The sequence below is a fragment of the Parabacteroides sp. APC149_11_2_Y6 genome, from assembly GCF_054506995.1.
The window spans coordinates 3,480,325-3,502,635 of record NZ_CP173709.1 but is presented as its reverse complement, the minus strand read 5'-3'; the positions used below and the strand labels follow the sequence as shown (position 1 = coordinate 3,502,635).

The 22,311-nt window shown below is 38.1% G+C and carries 18 protein-coding genes; 8 read left to right on the top strand and 10 right to left on the bottom strand.

The features are described from left to right. Nucleotides 1–131: 131 nt before the first annotated feature. The 8 genes from ACGE0T_RS14530 to ACGE0T_RS14495 all read right to left on the bottom strand — a co-directional run bounded on the left by ACGE0T_RS14530 (nt 132) and on the right by ACGE0T_RS14495 (nt 9,187). Nucleotides 132–596 (bottom strand): hypothetical protein, encoded by a 465-nt coding sequence (locus tag ACGE0T_RS14530; RefSeq protein ID WP_459187342.1) that lies wholly within the window; start codon nt 594–596, stop codon nt 132–134. A gap of 404 nt (nt 597–1,000) precedes the next feature. Then, complete coding sequence (locus ACGE0T_RS14525) at nt 1,001–2,050, bottom strand: TolB-like 6-bladed beta-propeller domain-containing protein (protein ID WP_459187341.1); 1,050 nt, start codon at nt 2,048–2,050, stop codon at nt 1,001–1,003. A gap of 49 nt (nt 2,051–2,099) precedes the next feature. Then, nucleotides 2,100–3,146 (bottom strand): TolB-like 6-bladed beta-propeller domain-containing protein, encoded by a 1,047-nt coding sequence (locus ACGE0T_RS14520; RefSeq protein ID WP_459187340.1) that lies wholly within the window; start codon nt 3,144–3,146, stop codon nt 2,100–2,102. Nucleotides 3,147–4,017: 871 nt separating this feature from the next. Then, nucleotides 4,018–4,869, bottom strand: a complete 852-nt coding sequence (locus ACGE0T_RS14515; protein WP_459187339.1) for a hypothetical protein — start codon at nt 4,867–4,869, stop codon at nt 4,018–4,020. Between the two features lie 732 nt (nt 4,870–5,601). Then, nucleotides 5,602–6,243 carry an ankyrin repeat domain-containing protein gene (locus tag ACGE0T_RS14510; protein ID WP_459187338.1) on the bottom strand — a complete coding sequence of 214 codons (642 nt, stop codon included), beginning with the start codon at nt 6,241–6,243 and terminating at the stop codon, nt 5,602–5,604. 140 nt (nt 6,244–6,383) lie between these two features. Next, nucleotides 6,384–6,890 (bottom strand): hypothetical protein, encoded by a 507-nt coding sequence (locus tag ACGE0T_RS14505; protein WP_459187337.1) that lies wholly within the window; start codon nt 6,888–6,890, stop codon nt 6,384–6,386. Nucleotides 6,891–7,003: 113 nt separating this feature from the next. After that, the gene (locus ACGE0T_RS14500; RefSeq protein WP_459187336.1) at nt 7,004–7,882 is read right to left on the bottom strand and encodes a DUF3828 domain-containing protein; all 879 of its coding nucleotides are present in this window, start codon (nt 7,880–7,882) and stop codon (nt 7,004–7,006) included. A gap of 264 nt (nt 7,883–8,146) precedes the next feature. Further along, nucleotides 8,147–9,187 carry a hypothetical protein gene (locus ACGE0T_RS14495; RefSeq protein WP_459187335.1) on the bottom strand — a complete coding sequence of 347 codons (1,041 nt, stop codon included), beginning with the start codon at nt 9,185–9,187 and terminating at the stop codon, nt 8,147–8,149. A gap of 564 nt (nt 9,188–9,751) precedes the next feature. On the opposite strand from ACGE0T_RS14495, the gene ACGE0T_RS14490 reads away from it, so the two are divergent. The 4 genes from ACGE0T_RS14490 to ACGE0T_RS14475 all read left to right on the top strand — a co-directional run bounded on the left by ACGE0T_RS14490 (nt 9,752) and on the right by ACGE0T_RS14475 (nt 13,123). Further along, nucleotides 9,752–10,447, top strand: coding sequence for a tetratricopeptide repeat protein (locus ACGE0T_RS14490; RefSeq protein ID WP_459187334.1), 696 nt, complete (start codon nt 9,752–9,754; stop codon nt 10,445–10,447). A 149-nt stretch (nt 10,448–10,596) separates the two neighbouring features. Continuing rightward, on the top strand, nt 10,597–10,896 hold the full coding sequence (locus ACGE0T_RS14485; protein ID WP_459187333.1) for a hypothetical protein: 300 nt from the start codon (nt 10,597–10,599) through the stop codon (nt 10,894–10,896). Nucleotides 10,897–10,927: 31 nt separating this feature from the next. After that, the gene (locus ACGE0T_RS14480) at nt 10,928–11,395 is read left to right on the top strand and encodes a hypothetical protein (protein WP_459187332.1); all 468 of its coding nucleotides are present in this window, start codon (nt 10,928–10,930) and stop codon (nt 11,393–11,395) included. Nucleotides 11,396–11,695: 300 nt separating this feature from the next. Then, entirely contained in the window at nt 11,696–13,123 is a 1,428-nt protein-coding gene (locus ACGE0T_RS14475; RefSeq protein ID WP_459187331.1) for a CCA tRNA nucleotidyltransferase, read from the top strand. 18 nt (nt 13,124–13,141) lie between these two features. On the opposite strand, the gene ACGE0T_RS14470 is transcribed toward ACGE0T_RS14475, so the two are convergent. Next, nucleotides 13,142–15,361, bottom strand: coding sequence for a RelA/SpoT family protein (locus ACGE0T_RS14470; protein ID WP_459187330.1), 2,220 nt, complete (start codon nt 15,359–15,361; stop codon nt 13,142–13,144). A gap of 174 nt (nt 15,362–15,535) precedes the next feature. Here ACGE0T_RS14470 and ACGE0T_RS14465 point away from each other — a divergent pair, with 174 nt between their 5' ends. Continuing rightward, nucleotides 15,536–17,056: a DUF4301 family protein gene (locus ACGE0T_RS14465; RefSeq protein WP_459187329.1), complete on the top strand. Its 1,521-nt coding sequence runs from the start codon at nt 15,536–15,538 to the stop codon at nt 17,054–17,056. Between the two features lie 194 nt (nt 17,057–17,250). On the opposite strand, the gene ACGE0T_RS14460 is transcribed toward ACGE0T_RS14465, so the two are convergent. Further along, a complete protein-coding gene (locus tag ACGE0T_RS14460) occupies nt 17,251–18,567 on the bottom strand; it encodes a Gfo/Idh/MocA family protein (protein WP_459187328.1) in 1,317 nt (438 codons plus the stop codon). A 240-nt stretch (nt 18,568–18,807) separates the two neighbouring features. On the opposite strand from ACGE0T_RS14460, the gene ACGE0T_RS14455 reads away from it, so the two are divergent. From ACGE0T_RS14455 to ACGE0T_RS14445, 3 genes are all read left to right on the top strand, one after another. Beyond that, on the top strand, nt 18,808–19,920 hold the full coding sequence (locus tag ACGE0T_RS14455; protein WP_459187327.1) for a PCMD domain-containing protein: 1,113 nt from the start codon (nt 18,808–18,810) through the stop codon (nt 19,918–19,920). Between the two features lie 18 nt (nt 19,921–19,938). Next, complete coding sequence (locus ACGE0T_RS14450) at nt 19,939–20,721, top strand: porin family protein (RefSeq protein WP_459187326.1); 783 nt, start codon at nt 19,939–19,941, stop codon at nt 20,719–20,721. Between the two features lie 178 nt (nt 20,722–20,899). Beyond that, nucleotides 20,900–22,252 carry a Gfo/Idh/MocA family protein gene (locus tag ACGE0T_RS14445; RefSeq protein ID WP_459187325.1) on the top strand — a complete coding sequence of 451 codons (1,353 nt, stop codon included), beginning with the start codon at nt 20,900–20,902 and terminating at the stop codon, nt 22,250–22,252. Nucleotides 22,253–22,311: the final 59 nt, after the last annotated feature.

Sequence of the window (22,311 nt, the reverse complement as noted above, 5' to 3'; positions counted from 1 at the left end):
ATATGGTAAAATAACTTATATTGAAAAATCCCGAAAAACAATCGTTTTTCGGGATTTTTTTGTTTTCGAAAGGATTGGAGGTATATATGGACATACATTCACCTCTTTCACCTTCATTTTGTATTCTTTGCTTACTTGATTTTTACTAACGTTATATTGAAGAGTGTTACTTCTATGTCCTTAAATGCTGAGTTCAGATCGGGGACAAGTTTATAATTCATCAATGTCAGTTTTGTTCCATCATGTTTTACGACAGCATCAACTTTAAGGGATGATGTTGTAAAATCCAATTTAAGTCTGGATTCATCATCGATATTTTTATCAATGCGCCATTTCCCTTCTTGAATTATCAAATCTTTGGAAATATCAAAGGTTTTATCTGCATTTAAAGTGAGTACATTATTTGTATCCAAAAATTTGAGTAGGTCCATAGAAGGGTTATAATAAGCAGCTTCTACTCTCCATGAACCGGTTAGTTCTTCTTCCATTACTTTATCCTCTTTTTCACAAGATAATAGAGTGAATAAGAATAATAGATATACACTCACCTGCCATTTTTTATTGGTTAATACGCGTGTTAAATTAGAATTTGTCATTTGTAAAAAATAATTTTTAGATGTATATATGTTAATAATTGCCTTTTATTAATATGGATTAGAATTGTTCAATTGGTTATAAAACAATGTTATGGTTGTATATTGTGGGTGCAAATGTATGTGATATTTTTTTAAAATACAATACCTTTTATTGTGTTTGATTCGTATTGCTATTTGTATTGCGGCTTGTTTTATTATGAGGAAACAGTTTATTATTATTGATATTCAAAAATAATAGACATGGTGTAGCCTCCTCTGACTTGTATAAACTAAGTAGTTGCAATGAAGTCCGGTAAAGAGGTCTATTCTATTATACTTTTTTCTTCCTTTTCAATTAGTTTATGGTATAATATGTAATTCCAATGTGTCTTGTGGTAGATTAGCAAACCCTGTTTTAGTTCTTTTTATGAATCTTTTTTATTAGGTACTACTACCAATCCATCCAAATCGATATAGCCGAATTGCATATTATCATTTATATTCAATAGGATTCTGTTGTTCTCTTTATCATAGCAGAAATATCGAATATGATGTCTGGTTTCCAAGGTCGCGATATAATCTCCATTGAGATCGAAAACTAAAATTTTAGTTGCTAAGTTTTCGATTGAACCGAGAATAGGGTCAATAACAGATGCGTTATTTTTCAATAGAAGTGCAAATATCTTGTCGTTTCCGAAGGCGACTTGCTGATAATACTTTAGTTCTCCTTCCTGATTCTCCATCCAATATTTTCCTCCGTATATATTATATTTTAATGTTCCGTCAAGCGAGCAAATAGTCATCAGGTTTTGTCCTTGGTAGCATTCCACATATAAACCCAGTTCCGGGGAAACATCAAAAGCTATTTGTTTATTTTTGATTAAGGGATGCACATAGGGCATAGGGGTAAGTTCCCCATTCTTCGTATTCAGCTTTCCCGGATACATCTTGAAGTTGTTGTATATGATATGTTCTGTGATTGCGCCTATACAAGTACTATCTCCGATATACTGATATTGTTCTAAAACTTTGTTACGGTCTATTTTTATTTTCTTTTCCGGGATATAAGAAGGGTTCGTAAGGACACTATCCAGGTTATAGCTGAATATGATTTCTTTTTCATAATCTGTAACATCAAATCTGCGGCGGACTTGGTCGATACCAATAGGTCCCATATTTCCAATTTCATCCGGAGCAAATCCCGGATATGCAGTACTTGTAATGTATTGAAACGTATTTTTATCAAAGATATTTATAAGATGGTCATACGTATTGTGATCAGCAATCAGTAGGTATTGGTCTATAATATATAGTTTACAGTATTTACTAAATGTTAGACTGTCAAATTTTATCTCTTTGATTTTATCCATGACCTTTATGACATTGTCACGGTTGTATTGATATTTCTCGGTTTCCGGTTTATTGGAGCAAGCCCAACAAACGACGATTAATAACAGGTATATTAATTTGTTCATATTGTATTTGATTTAATTGTTCCTGATAAAAATAATTGTTTCTCTGCTTTTATCTGGTAACATCTACCAATCCATCCAAATCTAAATATCCGAATAGTATATCATCATTCATATTCAATAGAATTCTGTTGTTTGCTTTATCATAGCAAAAATATCCGATATGATAACCTGTTTCCAATGTTGCAATATAATTTCCATTAAGGTCTAACACTAAAAATTTGGTAGCCAGGTTTCCTACAATACCTTTTGCAGGGTCTTGAACGTAACCGCTATCATTCAAATAAAGAATAAAGATTTTATCTCCGACAAATGCAACTTGGTGATAATACTCAAATCGTCCTTTTTGGTTATCTTTCCAATTTCTACTGCCATATATGTTGTATTTTAATTCTCCATTAATCGTACAAATAGTTATTAAGTCTTGCTTTATATAAGATTCCACATACAGCCCATGCTCTGTTGATACATCGAAAAAGACAGATTTCTTTTTAAATTCAGGATGCATATAGGGCATTTGTTTAAATTCTCCTGTATTCATGTTTTGTGTTCCGACAGATAATGTAAAATCGGAAACGCTGATGGGTTCAAAAATTAATCCGATACAGATTGTATCATTGATATACTTATATTGCTCTAAGAATTTATCTCCATAGATGTTTAATTTTTTAGAGGGTATATAGGAGGGGGTGGTAAGGACGCTATCCAAATCATAACTAAACACGGCTTGTTTGCCATAATCGGATACGTCGAACTTATGATGTGCATAATCTTTGCCTATGTATCCTATATTTATAATTTCTCCAGCTCCCTCTCCTCTATAGGCTGTACTGGTGATATACTTAAATTGGTTTTTATCAAATATATTTATAAAATAATCATATGATTTATAATCAACAATAAGTAGATAATCATCAATTATGTGTAGATCACAAGATGAGCTTAGTATGACACTGTCAATCTCAATTTCTTTGATTTTATCTTTTACTTGAATAACATTGTCACGGTTGTATTGATATTTTTCGGTTTCCGGGCTGCTGCAACTCCAACAGGAAATGCAGAAAAAGAGTAATAGCCAATATCGGTTAACTGTTTTCATGGCGATTAAGATTAATTTTCAAATGTAGTTAAAATAATTAGGTTAATAGAAGAGTGACTGTTAATATTGTCATTCAGAATAAATAAAATCGAATGATTTTACAAAATGATATTTTGACATATTGATAAAATAGCCTTGTTCTCTTTGCGGTGTATGAATAGAGACACGGAAAAGTTCCGGAATATGTTACTCTCGTGAGGTTTAGCTTTATCGGTTTGCTGTAGATAATGATGTATATCTTACTTATTGATATGGTGATGGTATTGATTTATCAGGTTCAGATTTCACGGAAAATACGGATTAATACATATTGTATTTTTATTAATCCGTGTTTTCCGTAAAATCCGTGCCTAAACATATTGTTGCGTTCGGCGGAAAATAAGAATCTATTTGATATCTGTGTAAGAGTTGGTTTTTTTACTATTATAGTATTGCCTCTCCGCCCGATAACACCGAAAATCAAAGTATATATGATTCGATTTCAAAACATATATGCTTTGAAGTCGAAACATATATGTTTTATCTGCGCGGACAGTTGTATTTTAGTGCGCAAATAGTTGTATTTATTCGTAGGGATAACTGGAAATACCCTCAGAATATGTGGAAATAGGTTCCGGATTCTGTATAAAAGCCCCCTTTTTGTGGGAAAAAAGAGCTGAATTTCTCCTGAATTGTCCTTTTAGCTTATCAGGAGTGTTAGCAGAAAGGTGGTAATTTTGAAATAATGACAGGGGAAGGCTGGTGATAGTTGATAGTTGACAGTTGACAAGTGACAGTTGACAGTTTGCGGCAAGCGGGAGGATTAAGACATAAAAAAAGAGCAAATTTTTTGGATAAAACTTGCTCCTTTCGTTTGTTTTGTTATCACCTGTCACCTGTCACCTGTCACCTGAATTGATTCGTCCAGTTTCTTTTTGAGGTAGTCCAGTTTTTTTATTGCTTTTTCCTTTTCTTTTTTCATCTTTTCGATGTCACTCAGGATAACTGCCAGATCCAATGTGGAGGCAATCGCTTTCTTATCAGGGTCGTTGATGTAAATAATATACGGTTTGCCTCCTGTATATTCCATTTTGATGCGTGTACCTTCATTCGCGTAAATGAATTTGGCAATATCTTCGCAGTTCTCTCCTTTATAAGTTACTACTTCCGTTGTATTTCCTAAGTCTTTGAAACGGTAATTCAGACCGCCGTCATAAGGGATAGCCGGCGTTTCGGCATACATACCGTCGGTGGTAGTTAACTTGATGCCTGTATGGTTCAATGGATTTTTACCAAAGTAAACACTGGCGATATACATTTCACCTTTTTCGTTTACCCCGGAACGGATGTAACTGCGCTGGATATTACGTTCGATGGTTTGTTGTTTCGGGACATAAGTACCCAATTCATTATAAGCCGTATCTTTTTCAAAAGAGAAGTTCTTCTGGAGTTCGGCAAGTTCCTGTTCTTTGACCGGCATCATACTATCGCAAAAAGCCAGGTTACGTTCCGCTTCTTTCTGTTCGACCTGTCTCATCAGGGAAAGGCCGGCCTTCAATACTTTATATTCTTTCGGATAGAGGGCACGTATGCTGTCTATTTCGCTTTTAGCAGCAAAGTACTCATTCCGTTCAAACATAGCTTTCGCATTATCGAGGCGGGCTTGTGCCTCTTTTTCGGTATTGTTGCAGGCTGCCAGGGTTGTCAATGCAAGTGTTGCAATATAGATAACAGACTTTTTCATGCTGATTACTGTTTAATTAGCGATTTGTACTATTTGTTCCAAAGATAAGAAATAAAAATGAGACAGAGAGCAGGATAGAGAAAGAAGGCTGAAAATAAGGGCTTTAGACGTGATTGAAAGAGCGGGCGAAGTCAAAGGAAACCAATATAAAGCCAACTTAAACCGGAGTTTCGTTACTATTGGAGATAATACTTCAGGAGATTTCTTATAGTATTTGTCTTTCCCGATGTAAACAATAAAAAGACCAACCGGAGAGATAAAGAAATAATACATATCTTTACAACAGAATTTACGGTTAAATTACTTTTGGCGTGCTTATGTCTATTGGAAAGCCGGCAAAGAGAAAGAGGCATATAATGACTTCATGACTGTGATTCTGCAAGGACGAGCCGATGACGGCTATGTAATTCAGGCACAACAAAATCTGAAGTTGTTGGATAAACATAGTATTCTTTTAAAATAGATGATAAAAGGGAGAATAGGCTGATACTTTTACTCAATATTGAATTTATGTGTAATGAAAGTATTCAAACGCTCCTAGTGTCAGGATTTTCAATCCGCTAAAGGATAAGTCTTTTCAGCGGTTGAATAAAGGCGGATTTGAAAATCATAATACGCGGAGAACGGCGGATTACAAATCCGCCGGGACGGGTGCTCTATTTGGCATATATTTTTGAGTCCGTCATTATATGATTAGAAACTTTGTTCAAGTATCTTTAAGTCACACCGTTTTTAGGGGTTAACTTTACTCAGAAGAGTGACTAATGAGTCATAATTATTACTCTTTGCTATTTGTAAAGGGGTTGAGCCATCTTGGTCGGTTACATTGAGGTTTACGTTGTGTTTCAACAATGCTTTTACGGTCTGGATATCGTTCCTTTGTGTCGCTTCAATTATGGGATAGAAAGTATAATCTTCACCGCAATTTCCAGCACCATTCGGATTCGCTCCTACGTCTAACAACAACAAGGCTGTCTCCAAGTTTGAGTTTATACAAGCCAGCGACAGGGCTGTCAATCCATTTTCGTTATATACTTTATTTACATCCACTTTTTGTGTAATCAAAAACTTTAATATATCGACCTTATTGAAGTAAACCGCCGCATAAACAATGTCGTACTCATAGATGTCGTCCGAGAGGCATTGCTCTTTGTCCGCTCCATCATTAAGCAACTTTTTAACCCCTGCTAAATCGCCTTTGCTACAAGCTTCACCCAGTCGTGTTGCCTTGTAGTTATCTATATCGACGATATATCCATTAATTTCCGTCGTATCTTGAGTGATGATTGCTGGATATGTGCTACCTGATTTTGGTTGACAGAGAGAATAACCACAGAATGATAAGCACAAAATTAAAGTCAAAATATTTTTCATTATATATAATATATTAATTTATAATTTCAACGTGAATAGCAGGTTCTTTAAATTATTCATATTTCCTACCATTGACATTTTTGTTCTCGTTTATTCAACTTTTATAAAGTATCTTGTTTCGTCAATTTTATATTTTGCATTTACTTCTTCTTTTTTTGATACAGCAATATGTTGAATTTATCATAAGTGAGGCATAAAAAATCATCTGCAACTATTAGCGTTTGCCAGAGAGAGTAAGAATCAAATGAAAATTTATCGTCGGTTTCATAATCAGAATCGAAATAGTCCACAAACCGTATATATGAGACCGAATCTGAAATATCACATCCATACTGTTTCAATAAATTAATATGATCCTCACCAATATAATACCTATCAGTGCCAAAATAGTGTTCAGTTTCATCTTTTTCGTACACAAACCGTGCTCGGTATCTATGCTTTACAGTTATGATTATAGTATCATGGCTAAATTGCACGATCGTATTAAGTAGTACATTTCTCAGGGAATCGTTAGGTAGATCATATTGATATTCATGCAATCGCACCAAATCCCACTCTGTAACATAGTCTGGAATTACTCTTTTTGTTTGAGCATCGCACGAAAAAAGCATAAATAGAACACCTACTATTGTAATTATCAGTTTCATTATATATGATTTTTATAAACGTTATTTTTTAGGTCATCATTAAACTCCGTAAAAATGGCATCATATTTAGTTATTGTTACTTAAACTATTACCTTGAGTAACATGTGAAACACTTAAGGTACTTTTATTAGATTAATAGTTTTGTCACCCGTTTCTCTTGTGAATTGAGAATCTTGCCAAACTCTCTGCTTTGTTATTGTATTATAAAAACCTAACCATGTATATCTGGCTGTATTATTACTCAAGAATTGAATATGTCCCACTGGATGTGTCGTTGAAAGATGCGGCCAATCCAATCTTTGTCCTCCGATCCCCAACTCTTCTGCCGGAGCGACAAGTAAAATTTGATATGAGTTATTGGGTGCAGATGTATCCGGAACCAATTTTGCATTAATCATAATTTGATCACTCTCCACAACGACATACGCTGAAGAGTCTTTGCGTATTGCAATATATGGGAACGGCTGTTCCTCGCTTATCACCCAAGTCCCAAGGTAGGTGTTAATTGAACTATCTTGTACGCAACTTACTAAAGAATTATCTCTATTGTAAGAGATGTTATCAATAAGGTACTTGCCACCCTCTTTGCATATAACTTTCACTATTATACAATCTTTGTTATCAGGCAACATAACCGTATATAAATTATCTAAAGAATCTATTTTAGCTATGTCAATTTCCGTCAACCACCTTTGGCTGAAATCTTGAGCGTCAACGAATGGATCGAAATCAACGACACTACTCCTTAACTTCATCAACAAACTCGACGTTAAGTATTTTTCTTTGAGATTTAATAATAACGCATCATCAACCTCATCGCACAGATTTAATGAGATATATTCAGCGTAAAACTCTTTTAACATATCGACTGCTGGGTCTAAATTCCCATCATTAACAGTTTTAGCATTACCCGCAATACAACTCAATAATAGAAATGACACTGTTATAAATAGTAAATGCCTCATAATTAATTTGTTTTTTATTGTTTCCATCTGAAAAACGTATGTTTGGATTTAATAGTTCTATAGCTTTGTCCTCCCCAAAAATCTCTTTGTTCAAAGTCTGATATCCAGTGTTCACCATCGTACATCGCAATATGTCCATGAGGATGGTTATCTATATTTTGAATAACAACAATATCTCCTTTTTGTGGTGTATATTCTTCTGTTGCATAGTTTTTGCTGGTTGTCCATATCTTCCTGGTGGAAGACTAGCCCATTCGTACGATCTAAAATTATGATTCACAGTTAACCAGTCTAATCGGTTTCGTAAGTTACTTTCATCAAAGTATTTTTGCTTTTCTGTGTAATTTCAAAACGAGTGACCCCTCCTGGGTAATCGATTTCAATAAGCAGTTCATTTGCTGTTTTGTACTTGTAACGAACTTTGATATATGTATCTATTTCAGAAATGTACTCCATGTCTTTTGGTGGTAGTGTGTCTTTTAGATTTTCATTGAATTGCTTAATGATATCATACACTTGTGCCATGTTGGCATTAGGGAACACACACTCCTGAATAGTGGTGTATCCGTCGTCTTCTGAATATTTTTTGCATTTTACGCCTTTCCAATCTGTTATGTCCACAAATAATTTAGGTTCATCACTATTCTCTGTACTGGGTAAACTAGTTGTTTCGGAGTCTAAAAATGATTTAGTGGCTGTTTTCTTAACAATAACAGTAGTCAAACTATCCAGCTCCCACTCTTGCCATGGTTGAGACTCCAATACAATTAATTCTCGCAGGAGAATGTCATCGACAGAGTACCTTATCCCAAACTCTTTAAGATTTGGACAGCCAGTTAAATCTAGTGTCTCAAGCGAATTTTCCTTCAAATAAAGGTCTTCGAGAGATGGGCAATTCTCAATATCTACAAATGTTAACTGGTTACGGTAAGCTAAAACACGCTTCAAATTCGGACAGTTTTTTATAACCAAAGAGTCTATGAAGCCATATGAGATATTCATATGCCATAGAAATTTGAAGTTGTTAACACTAAAACATCCACTTGTTTCTCGTGGATACCCCTTTGGATTAAATAAGACTATATTATTAAATTTATACACGCCGTCTCTCTTTATTGAGCCAAACTTCCCCCAAAACAGAGGCCACTTAGGACTATAGCCTAACATCTCTCCATTAGTTTTCGACTCGATATTTGACTGTTGTGATAGAAAGGAGTTTATCTGTGCCACCTCATATGGATCATAGGCTCTATTCTCGTAAAGCAATATTATATATGTTGTGATTGCAAGAACACCAAGAGTCGCTAAGCCAATTATATGCTTTTTTTTCATAATCAACATTATTTCATATATATTTAACAACAAGGTATTGATACCAATTACGACGAATCCTTTCAAAATGACCCTGAGCTCGATATTGTTTGGCAAATATATTTCTTTGTAAATTAAGCATATAGCAATAGTATTACTAAATTTATAGTGACAAGTTATAACATTTATAATCTATTACGCTATGCTACTTGATTCCAAAATTACAGAAATATTCTTTATTATTGATAAGTTCTCCCCAAGTATTTGATACCACCATCAAATATTCTTATACTTTTTCATCTTGGCGGATATCGGTGCCTTAAACATTTTTATCTTCAATATGTCTGGTGAACGGCAAAATTTCCCAGTTCAGTTGTAAACATGGCGAACGCGAACTAAAGAGAAGACTTTAGGAGATTTCTTATAGTATTTGTCTTTCCCGATGTAAACAATAAAAAGACCAACCGGAGAGATAAAGAAATAATACATATCTTTACAACAGAATTTACGGTTAAATGTTATTCACCGGGTTATATGGACACATTCCCAAGGCAAAGAAAATAGACAGAACAAAGACATCGGATTATGAAAAGATATAAGTACATAATTATTGTAATAGTATTGATATTTCTGTCTTGCTCCAGAACAAACAAATTATTTGATAAAGCAGTAGGTCTTGATAATCAGAAGAAGTATCATGAAGCTATTATAGTCTGGAATAAATTAATTCAAAATAACCCGACTTATCTACCTGCTTATATAAACAGAGGAGCCGATAAGTTTGAGTTAAAACAATATTCTGAAGCTATAAAAGACTATTGTCATGTTATCAGACAAGACTCTACATATATAACGGCTTGGCTTAACAGAGGAAATGCAAAATTAGAATTGAACAATTACCAAAGTGCAATTGACGACTTTAATGCAGCAGAAAGAATAAAGCAGGAAGTGTATGGATGCGCCCAAGTGATATTTTATGATAAAATAGATCCTAAAGATGTTGCGTTGGAAGAAATTTGTCTGCAAAGAGGTATTGCTTATTGGTATGTGGATAGCATTAATAAAGCATATAGTGATTTGAATTATTGTATTGATCAGAAATATGAAGTAGTATGCAGTTACTTTTGGCGTGCTTATGTCTATTGGAAAGCCGGCAAAGAGAAAGAGGCATATAATGACTTCATGACTGTGATTCTGCAAGGACGAGCCGATGACGGTTATGTAATTCAGGCACAACAAAATCTGAAGTTGTTGGATAAACATAGCATTCTCTTAAAATAGATGATAAAAGGGAGAATAGGCTGATACGTAGCTGCAAGACGGCACCAAGAAAAGAAAGAACCATATTTTATGGAGTAGTTGATAGTACTATCTATACTTACCAGAAATTCTATATCGTAGATAATCAAATTGCATTGAATTACTTAGATATGGAACCATATGGTTATTACATATCAAGTATAAATCGGCAAGGAGATTCGATAATTGATATGAGTTTTGATAAGGAAATTGGTATGCTTCAATATGAAATGGGCAATATTATGCAATATACAAATGTAGCGCCAAATGCCATAAAAAGATTGATATTGAAAAGAAATGGACATTCATGCAGTTGGCAGATGCTTATTAATGGGGAACTGTATAAATATCTTGTGGTGGATAGCTTGGATTTATATAAATCAGGATTTGCTGTGGATACAATTAATCATTGGTTAGATGATGTAGAGTAGAACTAATAAAAGTATTTTAATAGAAAAAGAAATGAAAAATATGGTAAAGCTATTATTAATTGCAGTGTGTATAATATCTTGTTCTATGCAATCTAAGCGGGAAATGTCCAAAAGGGTTTATGAAACAACGTGGATGGAATTGACAAAGACGGATAGCGGATATGTCGTTTATAATTATCCTGATTTAGAAGATGATAATTTTAAAACTCCTCAAAAAATAGTCCTCAAAGGAGATTCTATAATCTGGATTACTTATAGTGAAATGCCGATTATTGATACATTTAATAGTGTTCAAGAACTGGCTGATGAAGAATATTTCTTTCCAGTCGGAAATCATTATAAATTTGAATGGTCGGATAAGGAAAAACATATTGCCAAGTGGACAATATATTATGGAGATGAAAGAATTTTATCGAATTGTCTCTATATAGATAGTGTTTATAATACGTATCCGGTTATAGACTACAAATGGTTTGATGATGAGGTAAACAACAATTGATAACAGTTTACTATAAATACGTATTATGAAAATGCGAGTTGTTTGACGGTATGCAAATCACAGAACATCAACGCAACTTGATTGTCGCTAAATCGTTACTGATATTTTTTTACCTCTTTATTGAATGCTGTTAATCAGATAGATATATAAAAGTTTCTTATCAGCGGCAAAGATAGTGCAACCTGTCTTCGCTTTCGGACAAAGATATTGGAAAAAGGGAGAATTGGTATCACTGGGGGAATTTAATTATCTTTGCAGTTCCATAGTAAGAATAGTATGGGAGACAATAAGAAAGAATAAATGTATATAGAAGAACAAGATATATTAAATCATATTTCGGCAAAGCCGTTCCACCTGATGTCTGAAGCTGCGGATGAACTGGGCGTTGAAGCTTATGTGATAGGTGGATATGTACGGGATATATTCCTGCACCGCCCGTCTAAAGATATAGATGTTGTGGCAGTAGGCAGTGGAATCGAGCTGGCGAAAGCTGTTGCCAGGAAACTGGGGCGTGGTGCACATCTGTCCGTGTTTAAAAACTTCGGCACCGCACAGGTAAAGGCTGGCGACCTCGAACTCGAGTTTGTAGGTGCACGCAGGGAGTCGTATACCCACGACAGCCGTAAGCCTATTGTAGAAGATGGAACCTTGGAAGACGACCAGAACCGTCGCGATTTTACAATCAACGCACTGGCCCTTTGCCTGAATAAGGCCCGGTATGGTGAATTGGTAGACCCTTTCGGCGGTCTTGATGATATGGATAACCTGCTTATCCGTACGCCGCTTGACCCGGATATTACTTTCAGCGACGACCCGCTTCGCATGATGCGTGCTGTCCGTTTTGCCACTCAGTTGGGTTTCTTTATCGACCCGGATACGTTTGATGCCATCGAGCGGAATAAGGAGCGCATCTCTATTATTTCCAAAGAGCGGATTGTAGACGAATTGAATAAGATTGTGATGTCGCCGAAACCTTCTATCGGTTTCGATTTGCTGGACCGTTGTGGCTTGTTGCCTCTTATCTTTCCGGAACTTTGTGCTTTGAAAGGCGTAGAGACGAAAGAAGGTATCGGGCATAAGGATAATTTTGCCCATACATTGATGGTATTGGACAGGCTGAGCAAGACAACCGATAATTTGTGGTTGCGTTGGAGTGCAATCTTCCATGATATAGCCAAGCCGGCAACCAAACGTTTTGACAACCGTCTGGGCTGGACATTTCATAATCACAACTTTGTAGGGGTAAAGATGATTCCCTGTATTTTCCGCAAGATGAAACTCCCGATGAATGAGAAGATGAAATATGTGCAGAAGATGGTGGGTCTCCATATGCGTCCGATAGTTTTAGCGGATGAAGAAGTGACGGATTCCGCTATCCGCCGTTTATTGTTCGATGCCGGGGATGATATAGATGACCTGATGAAACTCTGTGAAGCGGATATAACCAGCAAGAATCCGGAGAAAGTGCGCCGTTTCCTGAATAACTTTCAGAAAGTCCGCAGCAAACTTGCCGAGATAGAAGAAAAAGACCGTGTCCGTAATTTCCAACCGCCCGTAACCGGTGAAGAAATAATGGAAATCTTCGGACTTGCTCCGTCCAGGCCGGTCGGAGTTCTGAAAGAAGCGATAAAGAATGCCATTCTGGATGGGATTATCCCGAACGAATATGAACCTGCCCGCCGGTTTATGCTGGAGAGGGCGAAGAAAATGGGATTGGAACCGGTATGATATAGAGAGTTAACGAGGTTATGAATTTAACCTCGTTACTGTTTTTACACCTTTTACGGCGTTAATCTTTTTAGTTAGCATATTCAGGGAGGTGGTATCACGAACCATAACCGTGAAGTTTCCCTGGAAGATTCCATCGGCTGCCGAATCTATATTCAGGGAACGCAAAGTTACCCCGCTTTCCTTGCTGATAACGGATGTAATATTTGTGACAATAGCGATGTCGTCGCGTCCGATTACCCGCAAAGTTACGACATAGCCGTTATCTCCTTTTCCACTCCATTTTGCCTGAATGATGCGGTAACCGAAACGGCTGAACATTTCCTGTGCGTTCGGACAGTCCACACGGTGTATCTTGATTCCCTGAGTCGATACAAAACCGAATACTTCGTCTCCATAAATCGGGTTACAGCATTTTGCCAGTTTGTATTCGATTCCCGTCAGGTTCTTGTCGATTACCAAGACGTCCTGGTGGGTGGATATTTCTTCCACTTCGGTGGTCGTGATGTATTCTCCGGCACTCCGAACTTCCGTATGTTCGTATATTTCCGTTTCACGGCGTAACTGTTCGAGATATTCATCGATAACCTGGTTCGGGTCAAGGCGTTCTTCTGCAATCTCTACATAAAAATCCGTCACCGTTTTAAACCCTTTCTTTTTGATGTAGCGCATCAATACGGGTTCGTCCATGTCGATTTTTCTGTTCTTGAAACGGCGCTGGAGCATTTCTTTGGCAAAGTCTACCGCTTTTGCCGTTTCTTCGCGCAGTGCCTGTTTTATTTTGACACGGGCTTTAGAAGTAACAACGATGTTTAGCCAGTCCCGTTTGGGAGTCTGGGTGGGAGCGGTGACGACCGATACCGTATCCCCGTTATTTAATACATATTTAATGGGAACATTCTTGTCATTTACTTTGGCAGAGACACATTTGCTTCCCAGTTTGGTATGAATCGCAAATGCAAAGTCCAGCACAGTGGCACCCTTGGCAAGTTTGATTAATTCCCCGGTCGGAGTAAAGACATAGATTTCATCTTTATATAAATCCATTTTGAAATCCTGCATCAGGTCGAGCGGGTTGGATTCTTTCGTTTCAAGGGCGGCACGTACGGTATTCAGGAACTCGTCCAGTCCGTTTTCCTCTTTAACCCCTTTGTATTTCCAGTGTGCTGCAAGTCCACGCTCGGCAATTTCATCCATACGGCGGGTACGGATTTGTACTTCCACCCATTTGTTTTGAGGACCCATTACCGTGATATGAAGACTTTCGTATCCGTTTGTCTTAGGAATGGAAATCCAGTCCTTCATACGTTTGGGGTTGGGCTGGTACATATCCGTGATGATAGAATATACCTGCCAGCATTCTGAACGTTCCTTTTCCAAAGGGGTATCCAGAATGATACGGATAGCAAACAGGTCGTATATGCCCTCAAAATCAATATTTTGCTTTTTCAATTTGTTGTTGATGGAGTGGATGGACTTGGTTCGTCCCTTGATATCGAAATTCAATCCGGCATTATTCAACTTCTGTTCGATAGGAGCAATGAATTCTGCGATATAGGCATCGCGTGAACGTTTGGTTTCATTCAGTTTCTTTTTGATGAAATCATATTGCTTAGGATCTGTATATTTCAGAGATAAATCTTCCAGTTCACTTTTGATGGTATATAATCCCAGGCGATGGGCAAGCGGGGCATACAGGTAAGAAACCTCCGTGGCAAGGCGCATGCGCTCTTTATCGTCTCTCAGTTGCTTGCCTAAACGCATCAGGCAGAGGCGGTCTGCAATCATTATCAGGATAACCCGCACATCTTCGGCAAACGAGAATAAAAGACGATGGAAATTTTCCGAGTTGATAGCCGTATTACGGGCATATAAATCGGACGTCTTAAGCAGGCGGCTTATCATCAAAGCGATATCCTTGTCGAACAGTTTTTCCACATCTTGCAAGGAGATGGCTTGTTTCAATACCGGACGGTAAAGTAATAATGCGATAACAGAAGTACGTTTTAATCCGATTTCCAAAGCCGCGATAAGCGCGGTGTCGATATTACGTAAAAGCCCGTTGATACCGTTTTTATCCCGCCCGTAACAATCCAACGCAACGACACGTTTCATAAGGGTCTTCATCTTGCTTAAATCTTCCTCCTGCAAAAAAGAGTCGAGGTATCGTAGTAACTGTTTGTATTTGGAGAAAAATTGTTTTTTCTCGTCTTCGGTAAAGAACGGTTGTATATCCATAGTTTGTCAGTTTTTTTCTTTGTCTTTTGAAAGACAATCTGTAAAACACACCGTAAAAATAACTTTTTTATCGGGATATTCATATCATTCTGAAGGTATTTTTATACATTTGCGATATGCGGCGTCCCGGAAGGTTCTGTCGTATTGCAGATTGTAAATTAAAATAGAGATACTATGTTAAACGCAAAGGATTTGGAAATGCTGAAAGCCAAAGGTATCAGCGAACAACAGATTGAAGAGCAGCTTGCCTGCTTTGTGAAAGGTTTCCCGTTTTTGGAAATTACGGCTTCCGCTTCGGTAGAAAAAGGGATAAAAGTAATTTCACAGGAAGAGCAAGCCACCTATATGGATGCCTGGGATACTTATCTGGCAAAGAATAAGAAAATCGTAAAGTTCGTACCAGCATCCGGCGCGGCAAGCCGTATGTTTAAGAATTTGTATGAGTTTTTGTCTGCTTCATATAATGAGCCTCAAACTTCTTTTGAAAAGAAATTCTTTGCAGAAATCGAACATTTTGCATTTTATGATGCCTTAAATAAGGTTTGCATTGCCAATGAAGAAAAAGATATTCCGGCATTGGTCGCTTCCGGCAATTATAAAGCAGTGGTTGCAAACTTATTGGAGGGCAAAGGTTTGAATTATGGACAGTTGCCGAAAGGTCTTTTATTATTCCACTCTTATCCTGAAAAAGTACGTACGGCAATGGAAGAACATCTTGCCGAAGGTGCAATGTATGCCAAGAATAATGCAGGTGAAGTGAATATCCATTTTACCGTTTCTCCTGAACATAAGCCATTGTTTGAGCAGTTGGTGGCAAAGAAGGCGGGGGAATATGAGGAAAAGTTCTCTGTTAAATATGATATTTCTTTCAGTGTTCAGAAACCAAGTACGGATACGGTTGCTGCCGATATGGAGAACCAGCCGTTCCGTGATAAGAACGGACAGCTGCTTTTCCGTCCGGGCGGTCATGGTGCATTGATTGAAAACCTGAATGATGTGGATGCTGATGTGGTATTTGTTAAGAATATCGATAATGTCGTTCCGGACAGCTTCAAGTGTTCGACGGTCATCTTTAAGAAAGTGATAGCGGGAGTATTGGTGTCTCTTCAGGAACGTATTTTTAAATATCTGGAACTGATAGATGGTGGCAAGTATAACCACGACCAGATAGAAGAAATGATTTACTTTCTTCAGAATGAACTTTGTATCAAGAACCCGGAAACAAGTTTGCTGGAAGATGCAGAGTTGGTATTATATATAAAGAATAAATTGCTACGTCCGCTACGCGTTTGCGGTATGGTGAAGAATGTGGGCGAACCGGGAGGAGGTCCATTCCTTGCTGTTAATCCGGATGGAACTATTTCCCTGCAAATATTGGAAAGCTCTCAGATTGATTTGAATGACCCGGCTAAGAAAGCGATGTTTGAAAAAGGGACTCATTTCAATCCGGTAGATTTGGTTTGTGCTCTGAAGAATTATAAAGGCGAAAAGTTCAACTTGCCTGATTATGTAGATAAGAATACCGGTTTCATTTCATATAAGAGTAAAGACGGCCGTGAATTGAAAGCGCTCGAACTTCCCGGTTTATGGAATGGCGCTATGAGTGACTGGAATACGGTCTTTGTAGAAGTTCCTATCGAAACATTCAATCCGGTAAAGACGGTGAATGATTTGCTGAGGCAGGAACACCAATAAGCAATTGACAGTTGACATGTGACAATTGACAGTTGGCGACAAGCGAGATAATTTAAACATAAAAAAGGAGCAGGTTTCTTCAAAAAAACTTGCTCCTTTTATTTATTTTGTTATCACCTGTCACCTGTCACCTGTCACCTGTCACCTGTCACCTGTCACCTGTCACCTGTCACCTGTCACCTGTCACCTGTCACCTAAATTTTAGGTAGTTCCCATGGTGCTCTGTATTCCTTACACAGGTATTTGTCGGCTTCTGCATCATGGAAACTGGAGCCATCCCAGCTTAGTTTCTTTCCGGTGCGGTATGCGATATTTCCCAGTTGGGAGAATTTAGCGATGTGGGCTCCGATTTCTATGCTGGCATTGCAGTTACGGTTACGGGATTTGATACATTCAAGATGATTTTTCACGTGAAGGTTCAGACCGCCTTCGCCATATGCTTTCTTTAGGGCGACTGCATCCATGCGGGCTTTTCCGTTTACTCTTTCAGGGATTACTTCCCAGCCGTTCCGGTCGATAACTAATGTGCCGTTTTCACCGACAAATCCTAAACCGTGGTTACGTCCATAAGCACCGTCATCGATACCGATGGCGTGGTCCCACATAACCGTAAAGTCATTGAATGTATAAATAGTTTGCAGTAAGTCCGGTGTTTCGCAGGCATCATTTGGGTAACCGAATTTGCCACCCGATGCCATGATAGAGTTTGGAGCGGTAACATTCATTCCATATAGTGCATAATCGAGTAGGTGTACACCCCAGTCGGTCATTAATCCTCCTGCATAATCCCAGAACCAGCGGAATGTGAAATGGAAACGGTTCCGGTTAAATGGACGTTGAGGAGCTGGGCCTAACCACATATCGTAGTCGACACCTGCCGGAACCGCTTCGTCCGGTTTGACTGGAATGGATGGGCACCAACCCTGATAGGAGAATACACGTACTGTGCGGATTTTTCCTAATTGCCCGCTGTGTACAAAAGCCATGGCATCTTGCCAATGAGGGTCGCTGCGCTGCCATTGGCCAACCTGTACGACACGATTGTATTTTTCGGCTGCGCGAACCATAATATTACATTCTTCTATGCTATTCCCTAATGGTTTTTCGCAATAGACATCTTTTCCTGCCTGGCAGGCTGCTACTAATTGAAGGCAATGCCAATGGTCGGGAGTTCCTACTATGACAACGTCTATATCTTTATTGTCGATTAGTTTGCGCCAGTCTTTATATAGCTTTTTAACCTTTTTGCCTGTTATTTTCTCTGTTTCGGCAGCCCGGCTGTTTAATACATTTTCATCGATGTCGGCTATAGCTACACAATCCACTTCCGGGTTGCGCAGGAAGGCTTTCAGGTCTTCAAATCCCATACCGTTGCATCCGATAAGGCCGACATGAATCTTATCATTCGCGCCTACACTTGCGGAACCTCCCGCTTTAATTAAAAAAGGATGTGCTGTTAAGCCTGCACTCAACAAGGCGGCTTGCCGGAGAAAGTCTCTGCGTGTTGTCATGGTCTTTTGATTTATGAATTAGAATTTAATAGTTATGTTTTTCGGAAATCATAACTATGGTTTTGAAAAATCATAGTTATGAATCAAAAATAAGGAGAATAAGCGAGTGTTACAATAAAAACTGTGATAAAAGTATAAATATACAGGCTATTTGAAAAAAGGGCATTACTTTTGCAACCAGTTTGTTTACAAAAGGTAGATGAAATTGATAAAATTGGTTATTCATTAAAAAGGATTGAAATGAAGTTTAAGTATTTAATAGCGGCTCTCTTATTGAGTGTGGCTCTGTTCTCTTGCATACGCGCAGAGGCTCCTAATGCAGAGGCGGATATTGTTGCTTGTACGGTTCCCGGTGATATTTTAAAGAGAGAGCCGATTATAGAGAATAATAAAATAACCTTGATGGTGAGGGCTGATGCTGATTTGACCCAGCAAGCTCCGGAATTTGAGTTAACTCCGGGGGCCTCGATTTCTCCGGTAAGCGGTACGGTGCTTGATTTTACGCAACCTCAGTATTATACCGTAACATCGGAAGACGGAAATTGGACAAAGAAATATCAGGTAGCTTATGTGGTTGCTGGGATTAGTACGGAATATCATTTTGAGAATGTAAGGCAAGAAAATAGTGTAATATTAAACTATACTTATGACATCTTTTTTGAAAAAGATGAAGATGGAAGTGATATAATGGAATGGGCAAGTGGAAATAAAGGTTTTGCTTTAACTGGTATGGGCTCCAATGCATCTTCTTTTCCTACATGTTCTGTTGAAAACGGAAAAGTAGGCAAAGGCGTTAAGCTGGAAACGCGTACAACAGGCTCTTGGGGTGCAGCACTGAAAATGTATATTGCAGCAGGTAACTTGTTTATTGGAACTTTTGATGTAGGGAATGCATTAACAAACGCGTTAAAGGCTACACAATTTGGTTTGCCATTTGATAAAGTCCCTACCAATTTAAGAGGTTATTATAAATATAAAGCAGGCCCAGTTTATTCTGAGATGGGACAGACTGTAGACGGAAAGAAAGATAATTTCGATATTTATGCTATTTTTTATGAGACAGATGCTAACACAAAGACTTTGGACGGAACAAATCGTTTTGATCATCCGAACTTAATCTCAATTGCACGCATAGCAGATAAAGATCGTGTGGAAACCAATGAATGGACAGAGTTTAACATTCCATTTGTAACATTGCCAGGTAAAGTGATAGATAAAGATAAACTGAAAGCCAACAAATATAATATGGCCATTGTCTTTTCTTCCAGTATTGATGGCGATAGTTTTAAAGGTGCGGTAGGAAGTACCCTGTATATAGATGAGGTGGAACTTGAAACCTCACCGGAATATTAAAAGGATAATATTTATAATATGAAAAGAAATATATTGTTTTATATAATGGCTTTGTCTTTGATTGCATTGCCAGCATTTGCCCAACAGGATAGGAATCCGGGTATTATCAAGTCTGCTCTTATAGGATTGGAATATGAAGTGAAAGCCGGCTTTAATATAGGTGGAACTTCTCCATTGCCATTACCTGTAGAAATTCGTTCAATCAATAGCTATAGTCCTACTGTAGCAGTTGCTATAGAGGGAAATGTTACGAAATGGTTGGATACACAGAAGAAGTGGGGGGTAGAAATTGGTGTTCGTCTCGAAACTAAAGGTATGCGAACGGATGCTGATGTGAAGAACTATAAGATGGAAATTATAGGTGACGGAGGAGAACTTATTAAAGGGTATTGGACTGGTAAAGTGAAGACAAAAGTTCGTAACTCTTATCTTACTTTCCCTGTTTTGGCCAAATATAAGATTAGCCCTCGTGTTAGCATGGATTTAGGTCCTTATTTCTCTTATATGACAGATGGTGATTTTTCAGGAGATGTTTATGAAGGCTATTTGAGAGAAGGGGATCCTACAGGAAATAAAGTTATCTTTTCGGATGACAAGAGTGCACCGTACGATTTCTCTAAAGACCTTCGTCGTTTCCAATGGGGGGCACAGTTAGGTGTAGAGTGGCGTGCTTTCAAGCATTTAAATGTGAATGCGGACCTGACATGGGGCTTCAATGATATTTTCAAGAAAGACTTTGATACGGTATCTTTTGCCATGTATCCGATTTATCTGAATGTAGGCTTTGGATACGCGTTCTAAGCAGATATTTTTATGATTTATGAAAGGGCTATTTATCTGGAAGAAGGTAAATAGCTCTTTTTTCTTTTCCCAATGTCATTTTTGTAACCTTTTTGTGAAAAAGAGGTAAATCATCTTCCGATTTTATATATATCTTTGTTCGGATTAATCTTTTCGACCAATAATATTATTGATTACCATGAAAGAAAACACTAAAAAAGGAATATCCCGAAGAAAATTTCTTGGCTATTCCGCATTGGGATTAGCTGGTTTGACTATCCTGCCCAGTTGGGCAATCAATGGTGTACGTATTGCACCGAGTGATCGTGTCGTTTTAGGCTTCGTTGGACTGGGGCAGCAAGGATGTTCCGACTTCCAAAGTTTTTCGACTTGTCCGGGTGTACAGGTTGCGGCATGTTGTGATGTGGATTCAATGAAGCGGGAACGTTTCAAAAGACGTATCGAGGCATGGCAGAAGTCTCAAGGTATGCCGGTTCGTTGCGATATGTATGAGTTTTACGAAGATTTGCTGGAACGTAAAGATATAGATGCCATAGAAATCGCTACTCCGGATCATTGGCATGCTTTGGTTGCTATCCATTCCTGCCAGACTGGTAAAGATGTGTACTGCCAGAAACCATTAGCTTACACCATTACGGAAGGCTTGGCTGTGGCAAGGGCTGTGCGCGATAATAACCGGGTGTTTCAGATTGGAAGCCAGCAGCGTTCAAGTGAAGAGTTTCAGAAAGCAATCGAATTGGTGCGTGGTGGTGCTATAGGCCATATAGAAAAGATATATGCACGTGTAGGTGAACCTCCCAAACCTTTGGATTTACCGGAAATGCCGGTTCCCGATAATCTGAACTTCAACCAGTGGATGGGGCCATTGAATGACCCGAAGATTCATTATCATCCGGATTTATGTCCTCCAATCTCTCTTGACCCGGAAAAAAATGAACAATTGTGGGGTGCTTGGCGTTGGTATCAGGAAACTGGTAACGGTTATACGGCAGACTGGGGTGCACATATGTTTGATATAGCCCAGGCAGCTATCGGTATGGATGGCTCCGGTCCTGTGGAGTTTATACCCAAAGGATACAATGGAACTAAATATGCAACAATGAAGTATGCAAACGGTATTGTAATGACCGAGCAGCCTTATCGTGAAGATGATGCGAATGCCCAGGGTATTCAGTTTATTGGTGATAAAGGCTGGTTGAAAGTGGCACGTGGATATATCGAATGTTCTAATCCTTCTCTGTTAAAGAAATCGGAAAAGAAGATTGATAAAGGTCAATATGAAGTAAGTTCTCCGCATATGCAGAACTTTATTGACTGTGTCCGTTCCCGTGAAAATCCGATCGCTCCGGTAGAGGTTGGTTGTAGTACGAATACACTCTGTTGTCTTGCCAATATAGCAAGAGAATTGGGACGTCCGGTAAAATGGAATCCGGCTACGCTTAGTTTTGAAGGAGATAAGGAAGCGGCAGCACATCGTTTGTACTGGTATGAATACAGGAATCCGTACAAACTGCCTTATTGCCGTAAATAACATATTTAATAGATAATCATAAGAAAAGGTTGCTTTGGCTTTATTGACAGAGTAACCTT

What these genes read in the sequence shown, in the direction of transcription:
- ACGE0T_RS14515 (WP_459187339.1), bottom strand. Translation starts at nt 4,869, where the DNA reads ATGAAAAAGTCTGTTATCTATATTGCAACACTTGCATTGACAACCCTG.
- ACGE0T_RS14490 (WP_459187334.1), top strand. Translation starts at nt 9,752, where the DNA reads ATGAAAAGATATAAGTACATAATTATTGTAATAGTATTGATATTTCTG.
- ACGE0T_RS14505 (WP_459187337.1), bottom strand. Translation starts at nt 6,890, where the DNA reads ATGAAACTGATAATTACAATAGTAGGTGTTCTATTTATGCTTTTTTCG.
- ACGE0T_RS14455 (WP_459187327.1), top strand. Translation starts at nt 18,808, where the DNA reads ATGAAGTTTAAGTATTTAATAGCGGCTCTCTTATTGAGTGTGGCTCTG.
- ACGE0T_RS14460 (WP_459187328.1), bottom strand. Translation starts at nt 18,567, where the DNA reads ATGACAACACGCAGAGACTTTCTCCGGCAAGCCGCCTTGTTGAGTGCA.
- ACGE0T_RS14520 (WP_459187340.1), bottom strand. Translation starts at nt 3,146, where the DNA reads ATGAAAACAGTTAACCGATATTGGCTATTACTCTTTTTCTGCATTTCC.
- ACGE0T_RS14475 (WP_459187331.1), top strand. Translation starts at nt 11,696, where the DNA reads ATGTATATAGAAGAACAAGATATATTAAATCATATTTCGGCAAAGCCG.
- ACGE0T_RS14450 (WP_459187326.1), top strand. Translation starts at nt 19,939, where the DNA reads ATGAAAAGAAATATATTGTTTTATATAATGGCTTTGTCTTTGATTGCA.
- ACGE0T_RS14485 (WP_459187333.1), top strand. Translation starts at nt 10,597, where the DNA reads ATGGAACCATATGGTTATTACATATCAAGTATAAATCGGCAAGGAGAT.
- ACGE0T_RS14445 (WP_459187325.1), top strand. Translation starts at nt 20,900, where the DNA reads ATGAAAGAAAACACTAAAAAAGGAATATCCCGAAGAAAATTTCTTGGC.
- ACGE0T_RS14470 (WP_459187330.1), bottom strand. Translation starts at nt 15,361, where the DNA reads ATGGATATACAACCGTTCTTTACCGAAGACGAGAAAAAACAATTTTTC.
- ACGE0T_RS14495 (WP_459187335.1), bottom strand. Translation starts at nt 9,187, where the DNA reads ATGAAAAAAAAGCATATAATTGGCTTAGCGACTCTTGGTGTTCTTGCA.
- ACGE0T_RS14500 (WP_459187336.1), bottom strand. Translation starts at nt 7,882, where the DNA reads ATGGAAACAATAAAAAACAAATTAATTATGAGGCATTTACTATTTATA.
- ACGE0T_RS14530 (WP_459187342.1), bottom strand. Translation starts at nt 596, where the DNA reads ATGACAAATTCTAATTTAACACGCGTATTAACCAATAAAAAATGGCAG.
- ACGE0T_RS14480 (WP_459187332.1), top strand. Translation starts at nt 10,928, where the DNA reads ATGAAAAATATGGTAAAGCTATTATTAATTGCAGTGTGTATAATATCT.
- ACGE0T_RS14525 (WP_459187341.1), bottom strand. Translation starts at nt 2,050, where the DNA reads ATGAACAAATTAATATACCTGTTATTAATCGTCGTTTGTTGGGCTTGC.
- ACGE0T_RS14465 (WP_459187329.1), top strand. Translation starts at nt 15,536, where the DNA reads ATGTTAAACGCAAAGGATTTGGAAATGCTGAAAGCCAAAGGTATCAGC.
- ACGE0T_RS14510 (WP_459187338.1), bottom strand. Translation starts at nt 6,243, where the DNA reads ATGAAAAATATTTTGACTTTAATTTTGTGCTTATCATTCTGTGGTTAT.